This is a genomic window from Kitasatospora sp. NPDC094015, from assembly GCF_040304075.1.
Classification (GTDB): domain Bacteria; phylum Actinomycetota; class Actinomycetes; order Streptomycetales; family Streptomycetaceae; genus Kitasatospora.
Genome location: NZ_JBEOUL010000001.1, coordinates 434010 through 460706, shown reverse-complemented (window position 1 = coordinate 460706; position 26697 = coordinate 434010). Strand labels below are relative to the sequence as shown.

Sequence of the window (26697 nt, the reverse complement as noted above, 5' to 3'; positions counted from 1 at the left end):
AACGAGCGCTCCGGCCACTGCCCCGAACGACCCCTACCGCCCCGACCCGGAAGGCCCGCATGACCACCGCCGCCCAGCCGACCCGGCAATACGCCGTCGGCTCCCTCGTCCACGCCCGGGGCCGCGAGTGGGTCGTGCTGCCCGACTCCACACCCGACCTCCTCGTCTTGCGCCCGCTCGGCGGCGCCGACGACGACATCGCGGGCGTCCTACCCGGCCTGGAGACCGTCGTCCCTGCCACCTTCGCCCCGCCCACTCCCACCGACCTGGGTGACCAGCAGGCCGCCGGGCTGCTGCGCACCGCCCTGCGCATCGGCTTCCGCTCCGGCGCGGGCCCATTCCGGTCGCTCGCCTCGATCGCCGTCGACCCCCGCCCCTACCAGCTGGTCCCGCTGCTGATGGCGCTGCGTCAGGACACCGTCCGGCTGCTGATCGCCGACGACGTCGGCATCGGCAAGACCGTAGAGGCCGGGCTGATCGCCGCCGAGCTACTGGCGCAGGGCGACGCACGAGGCATGGTCGTGCTGTGCTCGCCCGCCCTGGCCGAGCAGTGGTGGGCCGAGCTGTACGGCAAGTTCGGCATCGACGCCCGTCTCGTGCTGCCCTCCACGATCGGCCGTCTGGAGCGTGAGACCCCGTACGGCCAGTCGGTGTTCCGCCCGGACGGCGCGTACGTCGTCTCCACCGACTTCATCAAATCCCCCCGCCACCGCGAGGACTTCCTGCGCCACTGCCCCGACCTGGTTATCGTCGACGAGGCGCACTCCTGCGTCTCCGACACCACGGTCGGCGCGTCCGCCCGCTCTTCCCAGCAGCGGTACGCGCTGCTGCGCGCCCTCGCCGACCGGACCGACCGCCATCTCCTGCTGGTCACGGCCACCCCGCACAGCGGCAAGGAAGAGCCCTTTCGCCGACTGATCGGGCTGCTCGACGACCGCCTGGCCGCCGTCCCCCTCGACACGGACGCGGGCCGCAGGCTGCTCGCCGAGTTCTTCGTGCAGCGCCGTCGCGCCGACATCCGCGAGGACTTCCAGGACGGCGCGCACTTCCCGTCCTCCCGGGATACCGCCGAGACCGCCTACACCCTGCACCGCGACTACAAGAAGCTCCTCGACGAGGTCCTGTCGTACGCTCGCGAGACCGTACGCGCGGCCGACGGCGCCCTCCAGCAGCGTCAGCGCTGGTGGTCCACCCTCGCCCTGCTGCGCACCCTGTCCTCCTCTCCGGCCGCCGCCGTGCAGTCCCTGAACACGCGCGCTGGCGTCGAGGAGGCGGACACCCCCGCCGAGGCGGACCGCACCGGGGAGCGCACCGTCTCCGACCCGGCCGACAGCGAGACCCCCGAGTCCGCGGACGCCGTACCGGGCACCCGCCTCCCCGCGGACGCCGGTGCCGAGGTCGACGGCGAGGCCGACGACGGGGAGAAGGCCCGTCTGGTCTCGATGGCCGAATCGGCCAAGAAGCTCTACGGCCCGACCCGCGACGCCAAACTGAAGAAGCTGATCACCACCGTCTCCGACCTCCTCGACAAGGGCTACCGGCCCATCGTCTTCTGCCGCTACATCGCGACCGCCGACTACGTGGCCGACCACCTCAAGAAAATCCTCAACAAGAAGGGCACCGAACACCCGGTCGCGGTCGCCTCCGTCACCGGCGAACTCTCGCCCGACCAGCGCGTCACCCGCATCGCCGAGCTGACCGGCACCGATGAGGAGGGCAACCCCGCGCCGGAGCGCCGCGTGCTGGTCGCCACCGACTGCCTGTCCGAGGGCGTCAACCTCCAGGAGTCCTTCGACGCCGTCGTCCACTACGACCTCGCGTGGAACCCGACCCGCCACGAACAGCGCGAGGGTCGCGTGGACCGTTTCGGCCAGCGCACCGACGTCGTCAAGGCGCTCACTCTCTACGGCGCCGACAACCCCGTCGACGGCATCGTCCTCAACGTCCTGCTTCGCAAGCACGAGCGGATCCGCCGCGTCACCGGCATCTCCGTGCCCGTGCCGCAGGAGTCCGAGAGCGCCATGCAGGCCGTGTTCGAGGGCCTGATTCTGCGCGGCGAGCGGCCGGCGTACGAGCAGGAGGGGTTGTTCGCGCAGGAGGAGGTGGCCGAGCAGCTGGAGATCGCCTGGCAGTCCTCCGCCGAGCGGGAGAAGCGCTACCGCTCCCGGTACGCCCAGCTCACCATCAAGAAGGCCGAGGTGGCGGCCGAGGTCGACGAGGTCCGTGCCGCGCTCGGCACCGGCGAGGAGGTACGGGACTTCACCCGCCGCGCCCTGGGCGCCCTGCGCGGCATGCCCGCCCCCACGAAGCAGGGCGGCTTCACCGCGCACACCGACGCCCTCCCGCAGGGCCTGCGCGATACCGTCTCGCACGCGCTCGGCCCCCGCCACCCCCGCCCGGTCGTCTTCCACGACGCCTCCAGCGCCCCGCGCGGCGAGGCCGCCCTCACCCGCACGGACCCGGTGGTCGCCGCCGTCGCCCGCTTCGTCCTGGACGCGGCCCTGGACGACGCCGGCAAGGTCCCGGAGTGGCAGCGCCCGGCGCGCCGTTGCGGAGTCATCCGTACGAAGGCCGTGGAGCGGAACACCACGCTCCTGCTGGTGCGCCACCGCTTCCAGCTGAACCTGCCCGCCCGCGACGGCTCGGTGCGCGAGCAGCTCGCCGAGGACGCCCGAGTGGTCGCTTACCGCGGCAGGCCCGACGCCCCCGAGTGGCTTCCGGAGGACGAGGCCGTGGCCCTCCTCGAAGCCCGCGCCACACAGAACACCGACCCGAAGTTCGCCACCGAGCACATCGCCGAGATCCTGACCGCCCTGTCCGCGATCATGCCCGAACTGCGAGACCAGTCGGCCGAGTTGGGCCGCAACCTGGAGGCCTCGCACCGCAGGGTCCGCACCGCCTCCCGCGCCCGTCTCGCCGGCCTGAAGGTCGTCCCCCAGGGCGACCCGGACATCCTGGGTGTGTACCACTACCGCCCGGCCCCGACGTTCTCCCAGGGAGTGGGCGCATGAGCACCGCCAGGACCCTCGTCACCGACACCGTCGCCACAGTCGGCGGCCTCCTGCCATACGACCTTCTGGTCCGGATCAAGGAGGGCAAGGAGCAGACCGGCTCCAAGCCCGCCGACTACCGCCTGTACGCCAAGGGCGACTCGGTACGGGACGCCGCCGAGCGCTCCTGGGGCTACCTGCGCGGGGTGTGGGCCGCCTACCAGGACGCCCTGGCCCGCGACGGTGCCGACGCCGACCCTGGCGTGCACGCGGTCGGCGTCACCACCGAACGCTGGTTGCTGCCCCTCTTCGAGCAGCTCGGCTTCGGCGCCCTCGCCCCCGTCCCCGCGCCCGGCCTGCCCTCCCACGACGGCGAGAAGGACTTCGAGGTCAGCCACCGCTGGGCGCACGTACCCGTCCACCTCACCGGCTGGAATGTGCCCCTCGACACGCGTACCACTGAACTGGCCAAGCAAGCCCCCCAGTCGATGGTGCAGGAGTACCTCAACCGCTCGGCGGACTCCACCCTCTGGGGCGTCCTCTCCAACGGCTGCCAGCTGCGCCTGCTGCGCGAGTCCGCGTCCCTCACTGGCGCCGCGTTCATCGAGTTCGACCTCCGGGCGATCTTCGACGGCGACCGCTCCGACGACTTCGTCCTCCTGTGGCGCCTGCTGCACCGCACCCGCTTCGAGCCCCGCGCCGAGGGCGACCCGGCCGCGACCTGCCCCCTGGAGAAGTGGCGCACCGAGGCCATCGACAGCGGTACCCGGGCCCTGAAGGAACTCCGCAAGGGCGTCGAGAAGGCCCTGACCGTGATTGGCACGGGCCTGATCGCCCACCCCGACAACGCCCGCCTACGCGACGCCCTGCGCACCCGCGATAAGAACGTCCGCGACGACCTCCACCCGGCCATGCTGCGCCTCGCCTACCGCCTGCTGTTCCTCTTTGTCACCGAGGACCGCGACCTGCTTCTGCACCCCGACGCCACCGAGAAGGCCCGCGAGACGTACGAGAAGTACTTCTCCACGGCCCGCCTGCGCCGCGTCGCCCGCCGCACCGGCACCCTTCACGCCGACCAGTGGCAGGCGCTGCGATTGGTCATCGAAGGCCTCGGCACCCCCGGCGGTCGCCCCGAACTCGGACTCCCGGCGCTGGGCGGCCTGTTCGAGCCCACCGCCACGGACGCGATTCTGGACGGCCTCAGCCTGTCCAACCAGTCCCTCTACGAGGCCGTACACGCCCTGTCCGAGGTGTACGACGCCAAGCTGGGCCGCCCCCGCAAGGTCGACTACCGACACCTCGGCGCCGACGAGCTCGGCTCGGTCTACGAGTCCCTGCTCGAACTGGAGCCGCGCCTCGGCGAGGGCAACGAGTACGTCCTGGCCAAGCTAGACGGCAACGACCGCAAGACCTCCGGCTCCTACTACACCCCGTCCCCGCTCATCGACTGCCTCCTCGACTCCGCACTCGACCCGGTCATCGAGAAGGCGGTCAAGTCCGGTACGACGAAGAAGGAGCGCGAGGACGCGCTGCTCGCCCTGACAGTGTGCGACCCCGCCTGCGGCTCCGGCCACTTCCTGGTCGCCGCCGCCCGCCGTATCGCTCGTCGCCTCGCCGAAATCCGTACGGACGACCCCGAGCCGAGCGCCGAGGACGTACGGCACGCGCTGCGCGACGTGATCGCGCGGTGCGTGTACGGCGTCGACCTCAACAAGATGGCCGTGGAGCTGGCCAAGGTGTCCCTGTGGATCGAGGCGATGGAGCCGGGCCGGCCCCTCACCTTCCTCGACGCCCACATCAAGCACGGCAACGGGTTGCTCGGCACGACCCCGAAGTTGCTGGCCGAGGGCCTGCCGGACGACGCGTTCAAGCCGCTGGAGGGCGACGAGCCGAAGCACGTCACCGACCTGAAGAAGCGCAACGCCGCGGAGCGGACGGCGTGGAAGGTCGCGCTGCGCCACGGGGTGAACCAAGACGCGCTGTTCGCGGAGGAGGAAGTGCTGACCGAGTCCAACTCGGAGTTCGGTGAGAAGGTCTCGGTGATCACGGGCGCGAACTCGCAGGAGCTGGAGGATGTCCAGAACCAGGCCAAGGCGTATCGGGAGCTGACCACCTCCCCGGACTACATTCGGGCACTTGAGCTGGCCGACGCGTGGTGCGCGGCGTTCGTCTGGAAGAAGATGAAGACAGCGACACCGCCCGCGCTGACCACGAAGTCCCTGCTGACCCTGCACTCCGAGGACGGCGGCGCGAGCCTGCCGGACGGCACGGTGGAGGAGGTCATCCGGCTGCGGGAGGAGTACCACTTCTTCCACTGGCACCTGGAGTTCCCGGAGGTGTTCCGGGTTCCGGCGGATGCGAAGGCGCCGGGAGTGGACGAGCGGACCGGGTGGAAAGGCGGGTTCAGCTGTGTGCTGGGGAATCCGCCATGGGAGACCCTTGAGTTCAAGACGGAGGAGTACTTCGCCACTGTCGCCCCGGAGATCGCCAAGGCCGCGAACCAGGCGGCGCGGCAGACCCTGATCGACAAGCTCGTGGAAAGCGAGGACGAGGCCGACCGGCAACTGCACGCCGAGTACATCGCCGACAAGCGGCTGTCCGACGGCTTCTCTCATCTCGCGCGCTGGTCGGGTCGGTTCCCGCTGGCCGCGCGGGGCAAGCTGAACACGTATCCGCTGTTCGCGGAGGCGGCGTCGCACGGGATCGCGCCGCGAGGGCGGTTTGGGCTGGTCCTGCAGACGGGCATCGCCACGGACGCGACGACGGCTCCGTTCTTCTCCGATCTGGTGCGCTCGAAGCGGCTGGTGTCCTTCCTGGACTTCAAGAATGAGGCGTGGGTGCTGAGCCGGGACGTGCACCATTCGACGCGCTTCTGTCTGCTCACGGTCACTGGCCGGGAGGAACAGGTCCGGGAGGCTTCCTTCGCTTTCGGTACCTGGTACATGGAGGACCTGCCTGCCCGCCGGTTCGCCATGCCGCTGGAGGAGATCCTGCTGGTCAACCCGAACACGGGGAACCTCCCGGTCTTTGAGTCCCGGCGCGACGCGGAGATCACCTTCGGCCTCTACAGCCGAGTCCCGGTTTTGCTAAAGGAGCCGGACGAATTCGGCAGGGGCGGCAGCAACCCATGGGGCCTGACCTTCCGGCAGGGCCTGTTCAACATGGCCTCCGACTCCCACCTGTTCCGGGGCGGGCAGGAACTGGCCGACGAAAGCTGGCAGTTGACCGGCAACGTCTTCACGCACATCGACGAAGAAGGGAAGACGCGCCGCTACCTTCCGCTGTACGAGGCGAAGATGCTCCACCACTTCGACCACCGCCTCGGCACGTACGAGGGCCAGACCCAGGCCCAGGCCAACGTCGGCACCCTCCCGCGTGTGACGCCGGAACAGCACGACGACCCGGACTTCGCTCCGATGCCTCGGTACTGGGTGCCGGAGCAGGATGTGGACTCCGGTAAGCGGGATAAGAAGGGTGGCCGGATCATGTGGGCGGGAGTGGAGACACGGCTGGCTGAGCGGAAGTGGTGGAAGGGGTGGCTGATGGGGTGGCGGGACATCGCCCGTTCCACTGACACCCGGACGACCATGGCGACCGTGCTCCCGCCGTACGGCGTCGGGCACACCAACCCGCTCATGTTCCCGGAGGGCGCCGAGTCGGCTGCGCTGCTCCAGGCGTGCATGTCGTCGTTCGTCTTCGACTACGTGATCCGGCAGAAGATCGCCGGAACGCACCTGACGTACGGCTACCTCTACCAACTCCCGGTTCCGCGGCCCGCCGGCTTCCGCGCGGTGCCAGGCGGGGCGGAGTGGTTCACCGCTCGTGTGGTGGAACTCGCCTACACCAGCCGGGACATGGCCGCCTTCGCCGAAGACCTTGGCTACGAGGGAGCCCCGTTCAGGTGGGACGAGGGACGTCGTGAGCAGCTGCGCGTGGAACTGGACGCGGCGCTTTTCCACCTCTACGGGGTCAGCCGGGCGGACGCGGAGTACGTCATGAACACCTTCCCCGTGGTGAAGCGCGAGGACGAGGCTGCCCACGGCGGCGCCTACCGCACCAAGGACCTCATTCTCGACATCTACGACCGCATGGAAGAGGCCGGCGCAACCGGCGACGAGTACCGAACCGTAGTGGATCCGCCGCCGGGCAAGGGACCGCGTCACGAGGCCTGAGTGCCGCAGCCTCGGGCGGGTGGGTCAGACCCCTTCCCGCCCGAGGTCCGTGACGAACCCGGCCCACTCGTTCTTGGGCTTCCAGTCCAGCTTCACACCAACACGGGCGACGCCGGTGCGCACCTTCGTGAGCGTGGTGCGGATTTCTTTGACGATCTTCTCGGCTGTGTGAATCCGGACATTGATGTCCTTGCGGAGCTTGGAAAAGACGACTCCCTTGATCTCGGTCTGGACCTGCTCGTTGAAGTCGTCTTCCAGGGAAGTGATGGCGACATCGAGATCGGACAGCGCCTGGCGAAGGGTCTTGGCACCGACAGAGTTGGTTCCCGTCTCTTGATCGTGGCCGTGCTCAGTGACGATGACACGTAGCCATCCGCTGCGGGGGTCCTCCTCGGTGGTCACGTGCTGGCAGATCTCCAGCAGCTTCTCCAGGATGGTACGAAGCCTGCCTTCCAGGGCACTGCGCGCGGCCTGCTCCGCTCGACAGGCCTCCTCCGCGTTCTGGCCGGCGGAGATGCCTTGCTGTTCGGGGATCAGCTGGACTGTGTGTACGGCGTCGGCTGCGGTCTCGGGACGGCCCGCCCAGGATCGGCCTGCATACTCCGGCGTTCGCCTGGTACAACCAGCCGCACTGCCAACTGGGTTGAAGCTCAGGGCCTACGCAGCCCGGCACAAGCTCCGAGGGATCCGTTCAAGTCCGGCATCAGCGCGGTCAAGCGCGGCGGCCAGGGCGACGACAGCTTCGTCGGCGGAGTCCTTGAGTAGGTGACCGTAGAGATCGACGGTGATGGCGAGGTTGGAGTGGCGCAGGGTCTTGGAGACGACGGCGAGGGGGATGCCGGCGGCGATCATGATGCTGGCCGCGGTGTGGCGCAGGTCGTGCAGACCGATCTTCGGAAGGTCGAGTTCGGCGGTGCGTTTGCGGAGCTGGTCGAGGACCCACTGCGGGCGCAGGGGTTCGCCGTCCGGGCGGGCGAAGACCAGGCCCTCCAGCTTGCCTTCCGGGTGGGCGGCCATCTGGAGGGCGGCTTGGCGGTGGAGGGCGGCGATGACTCTGGGGGAGAGGCTGATCCATGCGCGGCTGGCCTCGGTCTTGGGCTCGTTGAGGTGGATCTTCCCGTTGTTCACGGCCGTCAGGGTCCAGCGGACGTAGAGCTGGCGGTCCATGAGGTGGACGTCGGACCAGTGCAGGGCGAGGACCTCGCCGCGGCGCATGCCGGTGCCGAGCATGACCTCGAACAGGTCGGTGAGCCGGTCCGCGTAGTGCTCGGCATTGTGGCGCAGGAACGCGGCGGCCTGGTCGGGGGTCCAGCAGACGCGTACGGCGGCGCGGGGCTTGGCGGGCACGGAGTGCTTGGCCGGGTTGTAGCGCAGCCGCCACGTCCGCACCGCGTGGTTCAGGGCATTTCGCAGCATGGCCACCGCGTGGTGGACGGTGGTGCGCCCGCGGCCGGCGGCGAGCTGGGTGCTCACCCAGGCGTCGATGTGCTTGGGCCGCAGGTCGACGAGCAGCATGCCGCCGAACGCCGGGACCAGATCACGCTCGATACACGCCCGATATCCCGCCCAGGTGTTCGGCGCCAGCGCCGGGCGCTTCGCCTCCAGCCACTCGTACAGGAACAGCCTGACACGCAGCGTCCGGTCCTCGTACACGCCCCGGTACTCGGCATTCAGCACCCGCGCCATCTCCCGGGCCGCCTCCGCCCGACTGGCGAACCCACCCCGCCGCCGAGTCCGGCGCCTGCCGTCCTCCGGCGCCAGGTCCACCGCGTACGTCCACCGGCCGTGCGCGGCATCGGCGGCCAGCCGCGGACACCACGAACCCAACTGCTTCCCGCTGCTGCCGTCCGTGCACCCGCACCGCCGATACACCCTGCCCCGCTTGGGACGCTGCGCCATGGGAGTCCTCCTCGAACCTGGTGGTGATGGCGTGTCCAGAGTTGTGGAAGTGGTGGGTGTGGCGGCAGGGCGTGTGGAGTGGGGCCTGGAGCACGGGCAAGGCCGACTGGCCGGGACACGCGCTGGCGACACGCCGCGACGGTGATCACACTGTGCGGGTGGTGGGTAGGGCAGCTTGATCGCGCAACATCGACCCGCACGGGGTCGCTGGCTCGGAAGAGTGGCCGCGGGCCGGGAGAAGGTGGTCTGCCGCTTGGCCGTGGGTTGTTGGGCTCGTACAACCCCGAGCACATGCGGTGCGGTGGCGCCGAGCCTCGGACCGGTCCCCGGAATGTCCTACGGCGAGCGCCGAGAATTCCGTGAACCCGAATGGCATGGGAGGAGCCGGGATTTGAGGTGGCTATTTTCTGGCTGCCTTTCGGTCCGGATCGGGCTGATTTATCTCGGCGGTTCAAGGCCCCGGACCGATGACTTTCTGGGAGATCTTCAGGGGTCTCTGGATTCCCGGTCGGAGTGGCGTTACCCTGGAGACATGAACGCCACCCGGACTCTCCGTCAAGCCCCTGACCTGGGGACCAACTGGGGACCACACGTCCTGCGCGCTGCCGCACGAGGTGCGCGAAACGTGCTCATCTGCACACGCACGACGTGTGTGCGAGCGCATTTCAGGCAGGAATAGGAGAACCCTTCCTGACTGGGGGTCAAGGGGTCGCAGGTTCAAATCCTGTCGTCCCGACTGGAGTTCGCTCCATTGTCGCAGGTCAGAGGCCGTTTTCTCCTTCGTGAGGATGCGGCCTCTGGCGCGTCCTGGAGCCTGCCTCTCACATTCGTCTCACGGTTTCACGGTTCGGCACCGGGCCTGGAGGCCGCTTGGCATCGTGAACCGGTGACTATCTGCGTCGTTCCCACCTTCATGTCTGCTATGTCTGTCACAACTATGCCTTCGATGGTTGCTCGCCGTGATCGCAGGCTCAGCCTGACGGGTTTGCACTTGACGCTTTCCGACTCTGATCAAGTGTGCGCCGACAGGTCCTGCGGCTGCCGCAGCGGCAGATGAATCGGCAGATGACGAGGTGGCCGCAGCCCACATCGCGCGGCTCGATGCGCGGCCGCTCCTGGTGCGGCGTCAGGGCCGTTGCCGCACCTCCCACGACGGCAACTGGAGTAGCAGGTCGTCTCGAAGCTATGGGCTGAACGCCCAGTAATCGGGGGCCCACCCGGCTGGTAGGGCCGGGTGGGCTCCCTCCAGTGATCGGTCAGCTGTTAGGTGCGATGGTCTAGCTCTGGGCGGGGGTGCCGTTACAGGTATCGATGGCCGCCGTCAGAGTGGCCGACCGGTCGGACTCCGTTGCCGCGTTCGAGGGGGAGCCGCAGTTCGCCAGCTACCTGGTGCACTGCGGCATTGACTGGATCTCTGTTGTGACGGACTGCTTCGCCGCCATCGAGCAGTGTGCGGCCGGGGCAAGCAGCGGCAGTTGGTGCATCAGCAGTGGGAGCGGAGTTTTCGTCGGCGTTCCGTGGTGGTATGGACACTCAGTGCGCTTGATCACGGTGGCGCGTTGGGGGTGGGGATGGAAGATCTGTCGCGTGGGCCGGACATCGCGGTGAGTGCCGTGTCCGTGTCGCAGTACACCGTTCCGGCTGCTCTCGTGCCGCCCAACCAGTTCGACCGGCGCACTCCCCTACAGCAGGTCTGGTACTGGGAGCCTGCCGAGTGGGAGCGCTTCACACATGAGTGGGTGCGCATGCGGGCGCCGGAGGAAGGCTACTTGGGTGCTGAGATCATCGGCGGCAACAACGACCGGGGCGCCGACGTGGTGGCATTCTTCACCGCGCGGCGTCTCAACGGCGAGTGGCACTGCTTCCAGTGCAAGCTCTATCACGACGATCTGGCCCTTGCCGACGCATTGCCAGAGATGGTCAAGCCCTTCGTCGCGGCGGTCGAGACCACCAGGACGCTGCCGACGCGGTACACCTTCGTCGCCCCCAGGATCCACCCTCGGCTCAAGGACTTGGTGCTGACACCTGACGAGCTCAAGTCCCGTTTCCTGGAATACCTGGGCGGTCGCTCCCAGACCGTGACGAAGCTACCCGCGCAGCTCCTCAGGGACATCGCGAAGCTCGCCGAGGCCACCGAATTTTCTATGTTCTGGACCGTCAACCTGGACGAGATGCTGGAGGTCTACAGCAAGTCCCCGTTGTTCGCCGCCCGCTTCAACTACCCCCCTTCTGGCGAACCCGAGAAGCTCCCCGTGCCGCCCAAGCCTGCCGTCGATGAAGCCCGGTTCCTGGAACAGTTGGTCGATGTGTACCGGGAGCGGTTTGGGGAGCAGATCATGACGGTGGACGAGGCCTTCGGCCATGCTCGGTCCGGGAGTCATCTGCGGCGGCAGCGCGAGGCGTTCTACGCAGCCGAAGCACTGCGAATGTACGCCCGGGACAGTGTCCCGGGCGACGCTTACACGGAACTGCAGGACGATGTGCTCGCCAACCTGGTGGAAGTGGCGGACGACGAGCACGAGTCGGGCTGGCACCGGCTGCGGGCGGTGGTCACCCAGGCCGGGAATCTGCAGGTGTCGGGATCGGTCATCGCGTCGCACTTCCAGCAGGTCCAACGCAAGGGCATGTGCCACCAGTTCGCGAACGATGACAAATTGACGTGGTGCGACGGAGGCGAGCAGTGAACGTCCTCAATGGTCCAGTGGAGGTGGGCATGCGGGCTCTGGCCCTGCTCGCCGAGGCCCACCCGGAGGCACTCGATCTCGCCGCGCTCGTTGTGCTCGACCACGCGGTCCTGCACAGCGAGCGGTTCGGCGGGCCGCCCAGCCTGCTGCCCGAACTGCCTGCCCAGCCCGGCGAACTCGGCCGCAAACGCGAACTCCTCCACGAGGGGCTGGCCGTCCTGATGCGGGCCGGCCTGGCCTCGATCGATGCCACGGCCGAGGGGCTGGTCTACCGTGCGACCGCCCGAGGCTCCAGCTTCCTAGGGATCTTCGAAGCGCCCTACATCGGCTGGCTGTGCGAGCGGGCGACCTGGGCAGTGGAGCGACTCGCCCCACACACCGACCCGCTGGCGGCCACGCGGGCCATCACGCAGACCTGGCGCGAGCAGTTCTCCGCGAGCGCGCACCACTCGGGGGACGGAAATGAATGACCTCACGCTGACGCACCTCACCTACGCCGGTTCCGGTCTCCCCGACGCGCAGGTCGCCTTCTCCCCGACGTTCACCTTGATCTGCGGTGACTCCAACACGGGCAAGTCCTTCGTCGTCGACTCCATCGACTACATGCTCGGCGGGCACATCACGCCCGCGATCCCGCACTCTGACGGCTACAGCCAGATCCTGCTCGGGCTGCTCCTGCCGGACGGCAGTCCGCTCACCCTCGTACGGGCACCAAGCAGCAACAACGTGCACGTACACGAAGCCGACCTCCGGGGCCTCGTCCACGCTGCGCCCGACACGGTGCTGTACGCCCGGCGGACGAAGAACCGGCGCGACGTCTCCCATTACCTGCTCGACCGACTTGGCTTGGCGGACGCGTACATCCGCACTAACGAAGCAGGAAACACCGAGCACCTCAGACTCGCCGACCTCACCCACCTGGCAGTCGTCACCGACGAACGGATGGTCGACCAGACGCCGCCCTCGCAGCGGGTCCGAGGCAACGCCGCGAAGACCGCCGCCAGGTCCGTGATGAAACTCGTCCTCACCGGTGAGGACGAGCCACCGGCGAGCAAAGTACCCAACGCCGCCCAACGCCGCATCCAGAAGGGCAAGATCGCCCTACTCGACCAACTGGTGATCGACCTGTCAGCGAAGCAGACCACTCAGGAGAACGAGGGTCAACTGCGGGCACGCCAGGTCCGACTGGCGGCCACCCTCGACACGGTGACGACCTCGTTGCGCGAGGCGACAGAGCGACAGAGCCGAATCGTGGCCGAACGGACGAAGCACACCGAAGCCGAGGAAGGACTGGCGGTGCGCCTGGGCGAAGTACGCGACCTGCTGGGGCGTTTCGACATCCTCCGACGACAGTACGAGTCGGACCTCGCTCGGCTGGATATGGTCAGCGAGGCTGGCAATCTGCTTGGCTACTTCCAGGCCGGCCGCTGCGTGTTCTGCGGGGCGGAGCCCGAGCACCAGGAACCCGCGCATGACAACCACGAGACTACCCACCTAAACGAGGCGGTCACTGCGGAGACCTCCAAGACCCAGGCCCTGCTTGCCGACCTCCGGCTCACCATCGCCGACCTGGAGGAACAGCGGGACGACCTCCTCCACCAACAGGAGCGGATGCGTGCCAGAGGCGCCGAACTCGACCGCACGATCCTGATGATCGAGGAGCAGCTCCTCCCGGCGAAGGGCGAGCTCGACCAGATCTTGGCAGAGCGATCGGAGATCGAGCGCAACCTCGAAGTGCTGGCGCGCATCGGTGAACTCGACGAGCACCGCGCCGAACTGGTCGCCGCCGGAGCGATGCCCACCAAACGTGCAGACTCGCTCGTCCCCGGACGGACGGTGCGAGTGTTCGATTCTGTGCTCCAGCGGATCCTCGAACGATGGCACGTACCAGGCACCGAGCACGCCGGCTACGACCCCTACAGCGGCGACGTCCGCGCCGGCGGCCAGGCCCGCGCCGAGCACGGCCGGGGAATGCAGGCGCTGCTGCGCTCCGCATTCTCGGCGGCGCTGGCCGAGTACTGCATCGACCGCAGGCTCCCGCACTTGGGTTTCCTCGTGCTGGACTCACCGTTGGTGACCTATGGTCAGCTCCGTGACGAGGACGAGGCGCGGCTGGCTCCGGAGGTCAATGACAGCTTCTATCGACACTTCCTCGATGCGCCAGGGCAGACGATCATCGTGGAGAACACGCCACCTCCCCTTGACGTCGTCGAGCAGGCCCACGTGGTGATGTTCCGCAGGACGGGGAACGGCAGGCGCGGATTCTTCCCTGCAAGGCCAGGACTCGCCTGAGCCCAGGGTTCGTGGACAGCCATGGCGGCTTTGCCGAAGCTCGCGGTCCCCTGCGGCTGACCGCCCCTATCACTACCTACCGTGCCCGTCCGTCCAGTGGCGCCGGCAGCTACCAGCTGCGGTACACCTGGGAAGGCTGTGCCTCGGCCGACTGACCCGAAGATTCGTTGCTTGTCCAAAGTGCGGCAGCCCAGACCCGGGGTGCCGGACCCCGGCAGCCCGGCAGCTTTCTGCGGCCGGACCGCAGGTCAGCGGGACGCGGGCGGCTTCGGCCACTGGGTTCCGTGAGCGGCGGCGTCGAGGACCTCACCGAGGCGGAGCCAGGCGGTGGGGCCGGCGTGGCTGATCGGGCTTTCTGCGAAGCGCTGCCAAGCCTGGTGGCCGTCGCCGAGCGCGGCGGCCACCAGGGCGAGGACGGCGGGGTGCGTACTGTCCCGGTAGCGGGGGCCACCGACGGTGAGTGCCGTCCAGGCTGGGAGGGCGAGGATGGTCTCGTGGTCGCAGTCGGGCAGCGCGAGGACGTGTCTGGCCCAGGACTCGCGGTCAACGGGAGCCCCGCCGAGTCGGCTGCGCAGTTCGCGAGTGAGGGTGTGAATGGCCTGCTTCGGATCGGAGTGCCGGGCGAGGATGTTGGGGAAAGCCGGTTCGCTCCGGAAGGTACCTCGTCGGGCGAGGGAGAGCAGGGCCTTCTCGACCAGTTGGTCGTTGCCGACGTGCTGGTCCAAGTACGCAGCCAGGACCTCGGGCTTCACGGCAGAGAGCTGGCGAGGCGTTACTTCGGCGGGATCGCCCAGTGCCGCTCGGCGGGTGGCAGACGGCTGGGGGAGTGGGTCAGCGACAATCCGGGTGATGTCGGTGAGCAGCTTCGTGAACTGCTGGTGGTCGTCGTAGTCCCGGTGGCTGTAGGAGCGGGGACGGCTCGTGCTGCGCTGGGCGTCGCAGATCATGAGTTGAACGGTCGCCTTCGTCTCTGCTGTCACCTCGGGAAGGTGTACCAGCATGGCGTGCACCCAGCAGAGGTCGGCGGCCCGGCTGATGCCGTAGAGCTTCTTCGGCTGCCAGGTCTGCAGGGCCTGCTCGGCAGCCATCGCGAACCGAACCGCCAACCGGGCGAGTTCGTCCGGCGGCATGCGCCATAGGTGGGGATCACCGTAGGAGGGCTTTGCCTCGGTGGGGTGGAGGATGAGCCGCCACTGCCCGTCCGCTGCCTGCTTCACCCATGAGACCGCCGCCTCGTAGCCGTGCTCGACGCCGAGTAGGGCATCCTGCCCCAGGTAAAGGCTCAGGCCCTTGCGCTCGGTGTCGCCGAGCGCGGCCAGCTCGGTGGCGAACTGCTCTCGGGCGGACTCCTCGGAGGCCCCACCGATCACGACCTCGCAGATCCGCGTCGTCAGCATGGCGGAGTCGAACGTGGCCAGGTCCGCTAGCGCAATCCGGCGGAGTAGTTCGGGCTCCACCATCCACGGCAGGCTGCCGAGCAGTTGCTCCTCGATGACTGTGCGCGCCTCGGGTCCGTCCACGACCGTCACGAACCGGGCGTGGCGGTCTGGTTGCTGTTGCAGTACGGCCCGCCACATGCGCTTCCAGGCGTCGTACTCCGCCAAGAACCGATCCGACCATCCCGTGGCGCTCTCGCCCTCCAAACGTGCGCGATCCGGCAGGCCGGGAAGCAGCGCGACCGCGGCGTCGAACACGCGATCGTCGAGGTGCCCGTTCCGGAGTACCTCCTGTGCCAGCGTCGGATCCTTCAGCATGGCGGACGTGAAGTGCGGCCGTTGCGGCACCCGCCGGTGCAACTCGATGGCTACCGCAGCGCCCAGCGCCGGCGCGTGGTCGCCAGCGCCGAGCATCCCGAGCCGGCTGGCTGAACAGTCGTGCAGGGCCTGCGCCAACAACTCCCCGTCGAAATCGGGATGTCCAAGGGCGAGGGCAGCCAGTTCGACACTCGTGCGGGCGAGGTAATCGGACTCGTCCCGCTGTAGCCCCTCCGCCACGGCGGCCGTCAGCATCCAGCCTGGCGCGCTCTTCCGGAAGGGCCCGCGCAGGAGCGCCTCCAGTAACTGCCCAATCTGCCGGTCGCCGGAGCGCTGCTGCGCCTGCTGTGCCGCCATCAGCGCGGCAGCCGAGCCGGGCTCGGCCCCGGCCGTGACGGCGATCAGGAACCCTACAGGCATGCGGTTGCCGCTGGCGGACATCGCTCTCCTCCCGAAGACGAATCGTCGCTCCATCCTGCCGCAGCGGTCGGACAATTCCGTACCGCCGGACTCCATTGTGCGATCACCGGAAGATCGGCCCGCCGATCCGGGTGGATGGGGCACCGAGGTCATGTACGGTGTTCGGCAGCACCCGGTCCGGGCCGCCGACAGCATCGGCGGAACCAGCCGCGTCAAGGACTTCACCCGTCCGGGGACCCGTCAGCAGCGCGTCCACCAGCGGAACTCCTCATCCAGAGCGCACTGCGCCGGCCTTTCCCGGAGTTTCCGTATGTCTGAACCGCAACTTAATGCTGTGCCACTCGACTTCCTGTGCGAACACACCCCGAGCAAGAGCCGCGTCCTGGTTCGTGTCAGCCACGACCGGGGCCCCGACTCCCTGCAAGCTGTCCTCACCTGCCGACATGCGGAACTGGCCGATCGCGCCACCCGGTTGCTGCTTCAGGCATTGAAGTCCACTCCCGACACATGGGCGGCGGATCGCGTGGACGAACTCTGCCGGCAACTTCCCGATGCCCCAGCCTCCTCCCTGCGGCAGGCCGTGACCCGTGCATTCGCCCGCGCCTGGCCCACCGACCCCGGCTCGCTCGCCAACTGGACCGAGAAGCAGAAGGACCAGGCCGCTACCGAGTCCAACGACAACGAAGGGGACGGTAGGGCTGAGAGTGTGGCCTGTAAGCCCGTTCCGCGCCTGCGGGACCTTCCCGGCCAGGTGGTCAGGGTGGCAGTGCTCCGGGAGTTCCACATCCACGACCGGAGCTCACTGCTGGAAGCGGCGCGCGCCCAGGGCTGGTCCCCCGGGCCGGCCGAGGAACTATACGATAACGATCCGTACGACGTGGTCGGTGCCGTCATGTGGCTCACCGACGAGGACATCGAGATCGCCGGCGCCGATACCCTCACCGGCCGCGGTCAGGGATCCGTCCTGCGCCGGGACAAGGGGCACGAGGTCGCCCGCTGGAGCCGGAATCCCGTCGTCGCCGACTTCGGCCCCGGCTCACACCTGCTCCTGACCGAACAGTCTGAAGAGCCCGTCCAGGACGAAGTGCCGGACTTCGCCTCGCTGTTCCCGGTGGAGCCCGTGCACTGCGACGACCCCGAGTGCGAGGACGATTCCTGCCTGTGGAACCTGACCCCGCGCACCGCGGACATCCTCCACGGAGCGCTGTGCGAACTCGCCGACGAGGCGTACGAAGACGCTGAAGAACTCGGTGACGGCCGGCTGGTACCGGATGCGCACGAGGGAACCTGGGGTGTGTTCACCCGGATGCCGAAACTCACTGTCGCCACGGACCTCCAATGGCGGCGCAAGTTCGCCCGTGCCGTGGACGACCTCACCGACGACCTGGAACACGGGCGCTGGCCCCAACCGACCTGTACTGCCGAGGAACTCGCCCTGCACCTCGCCCTCGACGACGCCCAGAACCAGGTCGCCGAAATCGGCACTGCCGAAGCGTCGAACCATGCCGAGCTGCCCGTCCACCGGGACGACTACGACTTCAGGTCCTGCACCGACATGTTCTTCCAGGACACCGACGTGCTAATGCTCTACAGCTCCCGCTTCGACGGCATCGAGGGCCCGGACACCGACGCCAATCAGCAGCTGGCTGTCGGAGACCTGCGTCCAGCCGCGTGGTTCGAGCCGTTCGACAACGTCGAAGCCCGCGACCCGCGGCGGGGCTTCCGCCGCTGACCCCAGGGAAGTTCCGCGCTCAATGAGGTTATGGGGCACGTCACGGCCGTGGTCGCAGAAGCGCTTGCTTCTCACGCTCTTCTCACGGACTGGGTGTCATGAGTTGTCATCAGGCATCACGCGAGCTGGACGTGACCGGCCCTGACCTGCAGTTTCCGGACCGAGCGGACGGGACGTCATCCCCTTTCGGCCGCTGGGGGTCAAGGGGTCGCAGGTTCAAATCCTGTCGTCCCGACTTGCTTAACCGCAGGTCGTAGGCCGTTTCCGCTTCTGGCGGGAGCGGCCTTTCTGGCGTTTGGTCAGCTGGCGGTCGCATGCTGGTCGCGCCGGTCACAGCGGGATGGGTGCCTGAGCTGATCGTAGTGTGCCAGCCAGGGGCAGAACAGCGGTGCTGTCCGCTTCGGGGACGACCATGGCGATGCGGATGGCAAAGTCGCCGTCCCTGCCCCCCAGGGCGCGACCAGCTCGTGCCCGGTGCGGTTGACGTAGTAGCGGGTCGAAGCCGTACCTCCGGTGAGCCGCTCGGCTGCACCACGGGCGATCGCCACGCCGCTCTTCGGCCGGTTCGGCGACATGTGCAACTGAGTAGCCCCCCCGGGGGGGCCTGTGTGCGGCCTGCCCGGTGCGTTCACGGGGACCGGTCCCGTGTCCGTGGTGCGGCGCTCGCGTGGTCACCGTATCGCCGCCGTTGCGCCGGCGCCCGGACCTGCCGGGCCCGTTGGGCATCCACGGCAAGCGCGACGGTGCGGTCGGGATGTGGCAACCGCACAAGGGCCGTGCAGCCCCGGGTTCGCCACCGGGCCCGTGGCGGTGTGACGGCGGGGATATCCGGCGGATACGCGTCCTTCCTAGGTTGGTCCCGAAGCGGACCGGTCCCACCGGTTCCGGATCGTGGCTCCTCGGCGGAACCACGCGGACCACTGCTCCCTGGGCTCGAGCCGAAGGATCTCTCATGCGCATCAGCCGGCCGTGCGCGTCGCGGGCGGGCTGGTCCGCAGTGCGAGCCGCCCCGGTGTGCGACCGCTCCGCCCGGCGGTACCCAGGCCGCCGGGTTCACCCTGCTGGTGCGTCGGCGCGCGGGCTGCTGCGCGGGGCGGAGGTTCCGGGCTGACGGCATCGTCCGTGGGCTACCGGAACCACTGCGGTACCTGATCGACCCGGAGTACCGCGACACCTACAGCCGCCGCCGCGCCGTTGCGCGGCGGCCTTTCGGAAGGACCTTCGTGACACCCAGCAAGTCCGTTCGCTCCACGGCCCGCAGGCGCATCTTGCGCACCGCCCTCGTGGGGACGGCGATCGCCTGTGCGATCGGCCTGACCGCCAACACCGCGTCGGCCACCGCCTTCGTCGCGAACTTCACGCTCTCCCAGGCCGACTGGACCGCCGGTCACAGCGTGGGGGCGGACAACAGCATGTCGCAGTTGGTCCTCCGGTCCGACGGCAACCTGGTGCTTTACAAGTTCACCGGGGCCGACAGCTACCCGGTCTGGGCCTCGGGGACCGGCGGCCACGGCGTCGTGCGGGTCGACTGGTCGCGGTCCGGCTACGTCAAGCTGCTCAACTCCTCCGGTGGCATCGTCTGCACGATGGGCGCGCTCAATCCGGCGCCCGGCGGCCATGCCGAGCTCCGCAACGACGGCAACCTGGTCTTCCTCAACAGCAGCGGCAAGGTCACCTGGGAGACCGGCACCTCCCACGGGACCGGCAACCTCAACTACTGCTACACCTGATCGGCCCGCCCGCCGGACACCTTCGCGACACGCACAGGGCGCTGGCCCGGGACCCCTCTGGTCCCCGGGGCAGCGCCCTGTGCGTTTCCGGTCGAGCACACCCGCTCTCCGTTCGGCAATCTGATGACCGGTCAAATGGTGTGCGCGTTCCCTGTTGCCGCCGGTCAGCAGTGGGGGTCGGGGGTTCGTGGCAGCGGGACCGGCTACGGCTGACGGCAGCCGAGCCGAGGGGGGATCCCGGGCTGTTGGTACCGTCCCGCACTGCTCGACGTCGCCGTTCACTGCCGTGATCTCGGGTCAACCCGGCGTCGGTAGGAGCGGCGCCGGCCGGCCAGGTCGCGCACGCTGCACCTTCCGCTGGCCAGCCGCCCCGCCGCCGAACTGCCTTTCTCCCGAGCCGACTTCGGGTGCGCGCCGGGTCACCGAGGTTCTGCCGCGACAGCCGGCCGCCCGGGGGTCGCTCATGCCCCGCGGCGAACCTCAAATGCCCTTGTGTGCGGCACTCATGACGTAGCAACTCCTGACGCCCGCGGGGGCGATCGCTAAATGATCTTGCATCTAGGTGCCAAGCGACTTGGTGCCAGCTCTCCGGTCGTGACATCGCCTTGCGTGGACGGCAGGATCTTTCTCAGCAGCGGAAAGCGGAACAAGAAATCGGGACGGGCTCCGCGCACCATTCACTTGCACAGCCTTGGTTACGAAACGGGAGAGAAAAGTCGTGGGTCACTCAATACGCATCGTGTGCGCCGCTCTGGTCGTGGCATTCACCGTCGGCCTGGGCGCGGCCGCCGCGAGCAACCTCGTCGCCGATCGGTCGGACGCCCAACTCACCACCACGGCCTCAGGTTTCGACTGGGACAGTGCTCGCCCCGCACCGCCCGCGCAGAGCTGACCGAATTCCGTGCATCTGGTCGCGGTGACGCTCGTCCGTCCTGATCCGGCGCCATCGCAGCTGACGGCGGAAGCGGTCACCGATCTGATCTGGGTGCACAGCCAGCAAGAAGACCGGGTGGAACACATCCGCTCCCGCGTCGACCTCAACCACTGTCGCGTTGCCGCCGCGGTCATCGCGGATACTCCGGATGCGGCGATCGCGAACCTGCGCCGCGTCTGCGAACGCGCTCTGCGGGACACGCCGGCCCTGCGTGGCTGGTGCCTCGTCCGCACGTAGGACCTCCAAGAACCGAGCCCACGACTCTCCTGGCCGAGTGAGCACAGTCGCACCGGGGCTCGAGAACCACCTGTCCCGTTGCCACGGGCCCTCCAGCTTCTCCGCCGGTGTCCGCGTGCCCTGAGGCCCTCCGTGCCGGGGTCTCCACGCTCCGGCCGTCCGCCGAAGAGGCTCACGCCGACGCCCTCGCGGCGGTCGAGGGCATCTCCTCCATTCCCTTTTCCTGAAAAGAAGGTTGTCCCACCATGCGAATCCTGACCAAGATCGCTGCCGTCTCCGCCCTTGCCGTGCCGACGCTCCTGGCGATTCCCGGGACCGCTCAGGCCTCCACCCCGTCCGGTTGCTCCAGCGTCACGCAGATCGGCAGCACCGCGTACCTCAACGTCGGCGGGGAGACGATGGCGTCGGTGAAGCAGTACAAGGGCTGCGGCAAGAACTACTCCTACCTGTACGTGTGGCAGGGCTACCGCTCCTCCCACAGCAGTTGGGACGCGTGTGCGGCAATCGTCACCAGCGGCGGACACGTCCAGGACCCCCAGTGCGGTCACAACGACGTTGAGCTGTGGTCCTCGGGTGCCGCCACCTTGTCGGAGTGCACCCAGGCGCTGGGCTGGAACGGGACCGGCCCCATTCCGTACTCCGGCGAGGTCGCCGTCAAGACCGACGTCCGCTGCTGACCCCTCGGCGCCACGGCGACCGCCGCACCCGCCGGCGGTGCCGCCGAGCGCCGTCCCAGTCGGAAGCCCCCCTCGGACCGCCCACCCGCCGGTGCCCCGCCGGCGGGGTGGGGTCAGGGCCGATCCTCCACCGAACCAGAAGGAACCACCCCATGGCATCCGCCACCAAGACCCGCACCACCGCGACCCGACTGCTCACGGCCGTCGCCGTCCTGAGCGGCCTGGTGCTGAGCGCCGCACAGGCCCACGCGGCAACCCCCTCGTCCCCCACCGAGGTGCCGGCAGCCACTGCCGCCGCGCTGCCCGTGGTGGACATGGAAGCCACCGTCCTGGCGGCCCAGATCGATCCCCGACGCCCCGACAACACGCTGACCCCGGGCGCCAAGGACTCGGTCCTGGCCGTCGAGCGGGCCCTGCAGGCGCGCAACCTGCTCGATGCCCGCTGGGTGGACGGGTACTTCGGCACCACCACCATCACGGCCTACGCCGCCTTCCAGCGCTCCCTCGGCTACACCGGCCTGGACGCCAACGGACTGCCCGGCTCCTCCTCCCTCACCGCGCTCGGCCAGGGGCGATTCACCCTCACCCACCAGATCTCGGCCGGCGCGAAGCTGCAGCGCGACGGGTACACCGTCGACACCCGCACCCAGAAGATGCTCACCGAGGCCGAACGCCTCCTGGGCTTCCACCTCACCCTGGACCAGGGTTCCTACAACCCCGGCGGCGATCCCACCTCCGCGGGCACGCACGACGGCGGTGGTGTCGTGGACATCAACGTCGACGGCATGTCCAGCACCACCCGCACCGCCGTCGCCCGCGCACTGCGCCAGGTCGGATTCGCCGCCTGGGTCCGCAACCCCAACCAGGGCGACTGGCCGTGGCACATCCACGCCGCCGCGATCAGCGACACCGATCTGGCCACCCAGGCCCAGAACCAGGTCGGTGACTACTACCTCGGCCTCAACGGCCTGGCCAACCACGCCGCCGACGACGGCCCCCGCATCCCCATCCAGACCTGGGAGGAGTACCAGCGCACCCACTGACCGCGCCGGTACCGCCCGAGCACGACCTGAGAACCCGTCGATGACACGTCACGAAGAGAGTTAGAGCCTTGAAGAAGATACGCACCACGCTCACCGTTGCCGGCACCGCACTGGCCATGGCCGTCCCCCTGATCGCCGCCACCTCCGCCCCCGCCTTCGCCGCCTCCCGCGACGGGTCCTGCGACTCGGGCGAGTTCTGCCTCTACTACAACAGCGACCAGGCCGGCTCGATCTCCGACTTCACCGGCTCCATCAGCGACTACGGAACCACCCAGCCGAGCTGCTACGACTTCAAGGGCGCCGGCAACGGCCAGGGCGTCTGCGTCAAGAACAACGCCGCCTCGGTGTGGAACCGCACCGGGAAGACCGTCCGCGTCTACTTCAACAGCGGCTACGCCGGCGCCAGCCAGGACTTCGCCCCCGGCGCCAAGGGCAACCTCAACGCCACCCTGAAGAACAACAACGCCTCCCACCAGTTCCTCGGCAGCACCGGCGGCGGCAGCAACCAGAGCCCCACCAACGACTTCGACCACGGCACCCGCGGCTTCGCCGCCGACAACTGCACCGCCTTCGCGGCGTACCGCGTCGCCAGCCGTCTCGGCGTCTCGAACTTCAGCAACTCCTGGGGCGGCACCACCTGGGGCAACGCCAACACCTGGGACGACGCCGCCCGCCGCGTCGGCGTCACCGTCGACACCACCCCCAGCGTCGGTGCCATCGCCGTCAACGACACCCACGGGGACTACGGCCACGTCGCCTACGTCAACGCGGTCTACTCCGACGGCTCCTTCGACGTCGAGGAGTACAACTGGAACAACCGCCTCGCCTACGGCACCCGCAGCCACCTCCGCATCAGCAGCGCGGAGAACTCCTTCCAGCACATGCTCCACTTCTGAGCGACCACCACCAAGGCACCGGCACACCCTGGACCAAGGGCAGCTCCACCGCCGGGATGATCTCGTGAGGGTGCAGGCCACGGCGGGGTGACGAGCTCTGCCGGAGCCGCAGCGGTACACAGCGAAGCCCCGCCGGGCGAAGGTGACCTGGAAAGGTCACCTACCCGACGGGGCTCCGCTGTGCCGGTACCGCAGAGGTGCATCGCGAGCCTGCCACCTGGGACGGAGTCAGAGCCAGTCCCTGCGCGCGGCTTCGGCCCCCGCCTGGAAGCGACTGTCCGCGCCCAGGCGCTGCATCAGGTCCTGCATCATTCGACGCACTGTCCGCAAGGACAGGCCCAGCTTCCGGGCGGCGGACTGATCCGTGTGGCCATGGCCCAGCAGTTGCAGCAGGGCACGCTCGGAACCGGTGAGGTCCTGATCGTCGCGGAGGGTGGGCTGGCCGAAGTCGGCGCCACCGCGCCACAGTTCGTCGAAGAGCGCGCACAGGGGCTGGATCAGGGCCTCACCGTGCAGTTCCAGTGCGCCGCGGCGGCCGTCACTGGGGTCGGTCGGGACCAGGGCGATGCTGCGGTCGACGATCACCAGTCGTATCGGCAGGAGCGGCACGGTGCGCGTCAGACCGCCCAGATCGGCCAACCACCGCGCATAGCGCAGGGTGTCGGGGTCGTTGCGGAAGCTGTCCTGGAAGATGCTGCGGATGACCACTCCGCGCTCCAGTGCGACCTGGTTGGGGTGTTTGCCGGCCTGGATGGAATCGGGACGAACGGCTCCTCCGCGCATCAAGGACAGGCATTCCTCGGTGGCGGTCGCGGCGAGCTCCTCGAGACGGTCGCGGACGGCTTCGAGCGAATCCAGCCGCAGGACCATCTCGTCATCGGGGCGTCGGTCGATGAACTCGGCGGAAAGGGCTGCGATCGCGGTGCGGGTGCTCTCCAACTGTTGCTGACGAAAGAGCAGCTGGGTCTGGTTGTGGGCGAGCAGCCTGGTCAGTCCGACCTCCGGGCTGACGACCCGCGGACTATGGGATTCGGTCGCCGGCCGCAGCAGTGTCAGTTCCAGCAGTTCGTCGAGTGCTTCGCGCGTCTCCGCCTCCGACGCGTGCAGGTTCGCGGCAATTCGGTCGACCCCCCAGTCCGGCTCGGCCAGCAGGGTCCTGTAGACGTTCTCCGTCAGTGCGCTCAGTCCGAGTGCTTGCAGCACCGCTCCCCCTTCGATGTCGGTGATCATCATCGGTGCGTGGCGGCCGGTGGCGCAATACTCTTCCGCGGAGTGAGAACTCATCCCGGTGGGGGATTTGCGCGTGCGGACGAGGATTGCGGCGGTATTGGCGGGGGCCGCGAAGTGGTCGGGCTTTCGTTCGTCGCGGCGCCGGAGCCGACGCCGGCGGCCCGGCCGGGACGGCGGATGTCCGTCGGTCCCGGCCGGGCGGCTCCGGCCCGTTCAGCGGCGGGCGAGTGAAGGAGGAGGATCAGCAGTCGTCGGCGAACCTCACCGAGGCGTTCTCGTTGTACGTGTTGACCAGGTTCTCGGCATTGCGGTAGTTCAACAGGTCCATCGGGCCGCTGTAGTTCGAGTTGTAGAACACCCGGACCGACATGCAGACGTTGGAGACGGCCGATGCCGCGTTGTTCTTGACGTGCTGGCCCTGACCGTTTCCGGGGCTGGTGAAGGTGTATCCGGCGAGGTCGCGAATGCTGGACGAGATCGCCAGGTGGGAGCCCTTCTCGTTCGAGTTGTAGAAGAGGCAGAATGTGTCGTCCGGGCAGTCGCCGACGGCGGCTTGCGAGGGGGTGGCAAGGGCGGGGAGGAGCAGGGCGGCGCCCAGGGTTGCTGCGGCGAGTTTGAGGGTGCGCTTCATTTCTCTGATCCTCTGTTCATCGGGACGTTCCAGGCAGGTGTGCAATTCCTCGGCGTGCCCGGGTAGGGGCGGGCGCGCCCGGACGTGAAAATGATTCGGCCCATGACTTCACCGATCGCGCAGCACGGCGTCGGCCTTGGCGAGCTGCTCGGTCTTCGTCGCGAGCGCCGCAGTGAATTCGGCCTGTTGCCGTGCGATGGATTCCTTCTGCAGGGAGGCCTCGGCGGCGAACCACGTGCCGATCAGATCCACTTGCTGCTTGCAGGTCACGTCGGCCGTCGCCACCTGGAGCTCCAGCGGCGTTGGCGAATCCCCCAGGAAGCGCCGGTCACCGATGGATTCCATCGGATCGGCGTAGGAGTAGCCCCTGTTCTTCATGCAGCCGGACCACGCCTCGAAGGCCTGCGTGACCTGCGCCGTCGACATGCTGTCCTTGAAGGTCCGGAAGTTGGTCTGCTGAGCCAGGCTGCTCGGGCCCAGGTCCCCCGAACCGGCCAGGCCGCGCTTCGCCTCGTCGTAGCAGCCGCCCGGTGGCACCGGCACGCCGTTGACCTGGAGGCTCGTTCCGTCCGTACCGGTCTTCCCCGGCAGGTGTCCGGTGAGCACCTGCTGCTGCTCGGCGGAGAACTGCGGTGGGCGGACCGGTTGGGTGCGCGGGTCGCGGTCGCCGAGGTGGTAGCCGTTCACCGCGGCCTCGGCCGGGTCCGTCAGGCCGTACCGGCGGTCCATGAACGTGCGTGGTCCGGTCGGCGGGTCGGCCGGGCCGACGGCGTAGTCCAGACCGAACCGCTGCATGCACGCCTTGCGCAGCACGGCCCCCGCCCTGCTCAGCTTCGCCGTCTCCGCCTCGGAGAAGAGATACGGCTCGATCGGAAGATGCAGATCGGCACTCCCCGGGAGCGCGGACGGGGACCGCATGGTCGGCATCGCCTCTGCGGCCTGCTGCCCGGATGACGAACAGCCGGCGAGGGCAAGGCACATGGACACGGCCAGCAGCCCGGTCGGCCCAACTCCCGTGCTTCTGCCGGTCGATCGCCGATGCGCGGCGGAACTCATACGCCGACGGCCTCGCTCACGGGCACCGTGGCATGCGTGGCCGGGGGATCGCACATCTTCCGCATCGCGTCCTGCGTCCTCTTTCGGTCCGTCGGCAGTGGGCCGCCGGGTGAGCCGTCGGCCTGGGCGCCATCATGGCGCGCGGAGGTATCGCGGTCGTCTCATCCCCGTCATGGCCGGTGGCGCCGGCCGAACACCTCACACCGGTGGACCCGTCCGGGGCGACCGGGCAGCCGGTCCGTGTACGTGCCACCCGGCGATACCTGCGCGCGACCATGGTCAACCAGCTTCGCGCGCAGGTCGCGCCACCGCCCGGGATC

Annotated in this window: 18 protein-coding genes and 1 pseudogene; 12 read left to right on the top strand and 7 right to left on the bottom strand. The window is 68.7% G+C overall.

The genetic code is table 11. From position 1 onward, the window contains the following. Positions 1 to 59: 59 nt before the first annotated feature. Entirely contained in the window at positions 60 to 3011 is a 2952-nt protein-coding gene (locus tag ABT014_RS02075; protein ID WP_350635820.1) for a DUF8741 domain-containing protein, read from the top strand. Beyond that, complete coding sequence (locus ABT014_RS02070) at positions 3008 to 7162, top strand: Eco57I restriction-modification methylase domain-containing protein (RefSeq protein ID WP_350635817.1); 4155 nt, start codon at positions 3008 to 3010, stop codon at positions 7160 to 7162. Before ABT014_RS02075 ends, ABT014_RS02070 begins: the two co-directional genes overlap by 4 nt. Positions 7163 to 7186: 24 nt before the next feature. On the opposite strand, the gene ABT014_RS02065 is transcribed toward ABT014_RS02070, so the two are convergent. The 3 genes and pseudogenes from ABT014_RS02065 to ABT014_RS34545 form a co-directional block, all read right to left on the bottom strand. Continuing rightward, positions 7187 to 7564 (bottom strand): hypothetical protein, encoded by a 378-nt coding sequence (locus tag ABT014_RS02065; RefSeq protein WP_350635814.1) that lies wholly within the window; start codon positions 7562 to 7564, stop codon positions 7187 to 7189. 255 nt (positions 7565 to 7819) lie between these two features. After that, positions 7820 to 8839, bottom strand: coding sequence for a site-specific integrase (locus ABT014_RS02060; protein ID WP_350635811.1), 1020 nt, complete (start codon positions 8837 to 8839; stop codon positions 7820 to 7822). 3 nt (positions 8840 to 8842) lie between these two features. Further along, positions 8843 to 9061: pseudogene (locus tag ABT014_RS34545) on the bottom strand (Arm DNA-binding domain-containing protein); the annotation flags it as partial. Positions 9062 to 10539: 1478 nt separating this feature from the next. Between ABT014_RS34545 and ABT014_RS02055 the strand changes: the two are divergent. The 3 genes from ABT014_RS02055 to ABT014_RS02045 are packed head-to-tail and all read left to right on the top strand — an operon-like array spanning position 10540 to position 14037. Next, the gene (locus ABT014_RS02055) at positions 10540 to 11745 is read left to right on the top strand and encodes an ABC-three component system protein (protein ID WP_350635998.1); all 1206 of its coding nucleotides are present in this window, start codon (positions 10540 to 10542) and stop codon (positions 11743 to 11745) included. Beyond that, on the top strand, positions 11721 to 12215 hold the full coding sequence (locus ABT014_RS02050) for an ABC-three component system middle component 2 (protein ID WP_350635806.1): 495 nt from the start codon (positions 11721 to 11723) through the stop codon (positions 12213 to 12215). The genes ABT014_RS02055 and ABT014_RS02050 overlap by 25 nt, the downstream gene beginning before the upstream one ends. Further along, entirely contained in the window at positions 12208 to 14037 is a 1830-nt protein-coding gene (locus tag ABT014_RS02045; RefSeq protein ID WP_350635800.1) for a hypothetical protein, read from the top strand. The genes ABT014_RS02050 and ABT014_RS02045 overlap by 8 nt, the downstream gene beginning before the upstream one ends. Before the next feature lie 248 nt (positions 14038 to 14285). On the opposite strand, the gene ABT014_RS02040 is transcribed toward ABT014_RS02045, so the two are convergent. After that, entirely contained in the window at positions 14286 to 16232 is a 1947-nt protein-coding gene (locus ABT014_RS02040; RefSeq protein ID WP_350635798.1) for a hypothetical protein, read from the bottom strand. On the opposite strand from ABT014_RS02040, the gene ABT014_RS02035 reads away from it, so the two are divergent. The 7 genes from ABT014_RS02035 (at position 16210) to ABT014_RS02005 (ending at position 23460) form a co-directional block, all read left to right on the top strand. Next, complete coding sequence (locus ABT014_RS02035) at positions 16210 to 17943, top strand: hypothetical protein (RefSeq protein WP_350635796.1); 1734 nt, start codon at positions 16210 to 16212, stop codon at positions 17941 to 17943. The genes ABT014_RS02040 and ABT014_RS02035 overlap by 23 nt on opposite strands. A 1268-nt stretch (positions 17944 to 19211) precedes the next feature. After that, entirely contained in the window at positions 19212 to 19673 is a 462-nt protein-coding gene (locus ABT014_RS02030) for a hypothetical protein (RefSeq protein WP_350635793.1), read from the top strand. A 757-nt stretch (positions 19674 to 20430) separates the two neighbouring features. Beyond that, complete coding sequence (locus ABT014_RS02025; RefSeq protein WP_350635791.1) at positions 20431 to 20565, top strand: hypothetical protein; 135 nt, start codon at positions 20431 to 20433, stop codon at positions 20563 to 20565. Between the two features lie 9 nt (positions 20566 to 20574). Continuing rightward, positions 20575 to 20844 carry a hypothetical protein gene (locus tag ABT014_RS02020; RefSeq protein ID WP_350635789.1) on the top strand — a complete coding sequence of 90 codons (270 nt, stop codon included), beginning with the start codon at positions 20575 to 20577 and terminating at the stop codon, positions 20842 to 20844. Between the two features lie 245 nt (positions 20845 to 21089). Beyond that, positions 21090 to 21521 carry a hypothetical protein gene (locus ABT014_RS02015; protein WP_350635788.1) on the top strand — a complete coding sequence of 144 codons (432 nt, stop codon included), beginning with the start codon at positions 21090 to 21092 and terminating at the stop codon, positions 21519 to 21521. Positions 21522 to 21673: 152 nt separating this feature from the next. Continuing rightward, positions 21674 to 22564: a peptidoglycan-binding protein gene (locus ABT014_RS02010; protein ID WP_350635786.1), complete on the top strand. Its 891-nt coding sequence runs from the start codon at positions 21674 to 21676 to the stop codon at positions 22562 to 22564. Between the two features lie 68 nt (positions 22565 to 22632). Then, entirely contained in the window at positions 22633 to 23460 is an 828-nt protein-coding gene (locus tag ABT014_RS02005; protein WP_350635784.1) for a CHAP domain-containing protein, read from the top strand. A gap of 228 nt (positions 23461 to 23688) precedes the next feature. Here the strand turns inward: ABT014_RS02005 and ABT014_RS02000 are convergent, their stop codons facing one another. The 3 genes from ABT014_RS02000 to ABT014_RS01990 form a co-directional block, all read right to left on the bottom strand. Then, a complete protein-coding gene (locus tag ABT014_RS02000; protein ID WP_350635783.1) occupies positions 23689 to 24690 on the bottom strand; it encodes a LuxR C-terminal-related transcriptional regulator in 1002 nt (333 codons plus the stop codon). Between the two features lie 241 nt (positions 24691 to 24931). After that, positions 24932 to 25321, bottom strand: coding sequence for a peptidase inhibitor family I36 protein (locus ABT014_RS01995; RefSeq protein ID WP_350635782.1), 390 nt, complete (start codon positions 25319 to 25321; stop codon positions 24932 to 24934). A 108-nt stretch (positions 25322 to 25429) separates the two neighbouring features. Beyond that, on the bottom strand, positions 25430 to 26377 hold the full coding sequence (locus ABT014_RS01990; protein WP_350635780.1) for a hypothetical protein: 948 nt from the start codon (positions 26375 to 26377) through the stop codon (positions 25430 to 25432). Between the last annotated feature and the right edge of the window lie 320 nt (positions 26378 to 26697).

Coding starts and splice junctions, on each gene's coding strand:
- ABT014_RS02075 (WP_350635820.1), top strand. CDS start 60: ATGACCACCGCCGCCCAGCCGACCCGGCAATACGCCGTCGGCTCCCTC.
- ABT014_RS02070 (WP_350635817.1), top strand. CDS start 3,008: ATGAGCACCGCCAGGACCCTCGTCACCGACACCGTCGCCACAGTCGGC.
- ABT014_RS02045 (WP_350635800.1), top strand. CDS start 12,208: ATGAATGACCTCACGCTGACGCACCTCACCTACGCCGGTTCCGGTCTC.
- ABT014_RS02035 (WP_350635796.1), top strand. CDS start 16,210: ATGCGGTTGCCGCTGGCGGACATCGCTCTCCTCCCGAAGACGAATCGT.
- ABT014_RS02040 (WP_350635798.1), bottom strand. CDS start 16,232: ATGTCCGCCAGCGGCAACCGCATGCCTGTAGGGTTCCTGATCGCCGTC.
- ABT014_RS02015 (WP_350635788.1), top strand. CDS start 21,090: ATGCGAATCCTGACCAAGATCGCTGCCGTCTCCGCCCTTGCCGTGCCG.
- ABT014_RS02010 (WP_350635786.1), top strand. CDS start 21,674: ATGGCATCCGCCACCAAGACCCGCACCACCGCGACCCGACTGCTCACG.
- ABT014_RS02000 (WP_350635783.1), bottom strand. CDS start 24,690: ATGATCACCGACATCGAAGGGGGAGCGGTGCTGCAAGCACTCGGACTG.
- ABT014_RS01995 (WP_350635782.1), bottom strand. CDS start 25,321: ATGAAGCGCACCCTCAAACTCGCCGCAGCAACCCTGGGCGCCGCCCTG.
- ABT014_RS01990 (WP_350635780.1), bottom strand. CDS start 26,377: ATGAGTTCCGCCGCGCATCGGCGATCGACCGGCAGAAGCACGGGAGTT.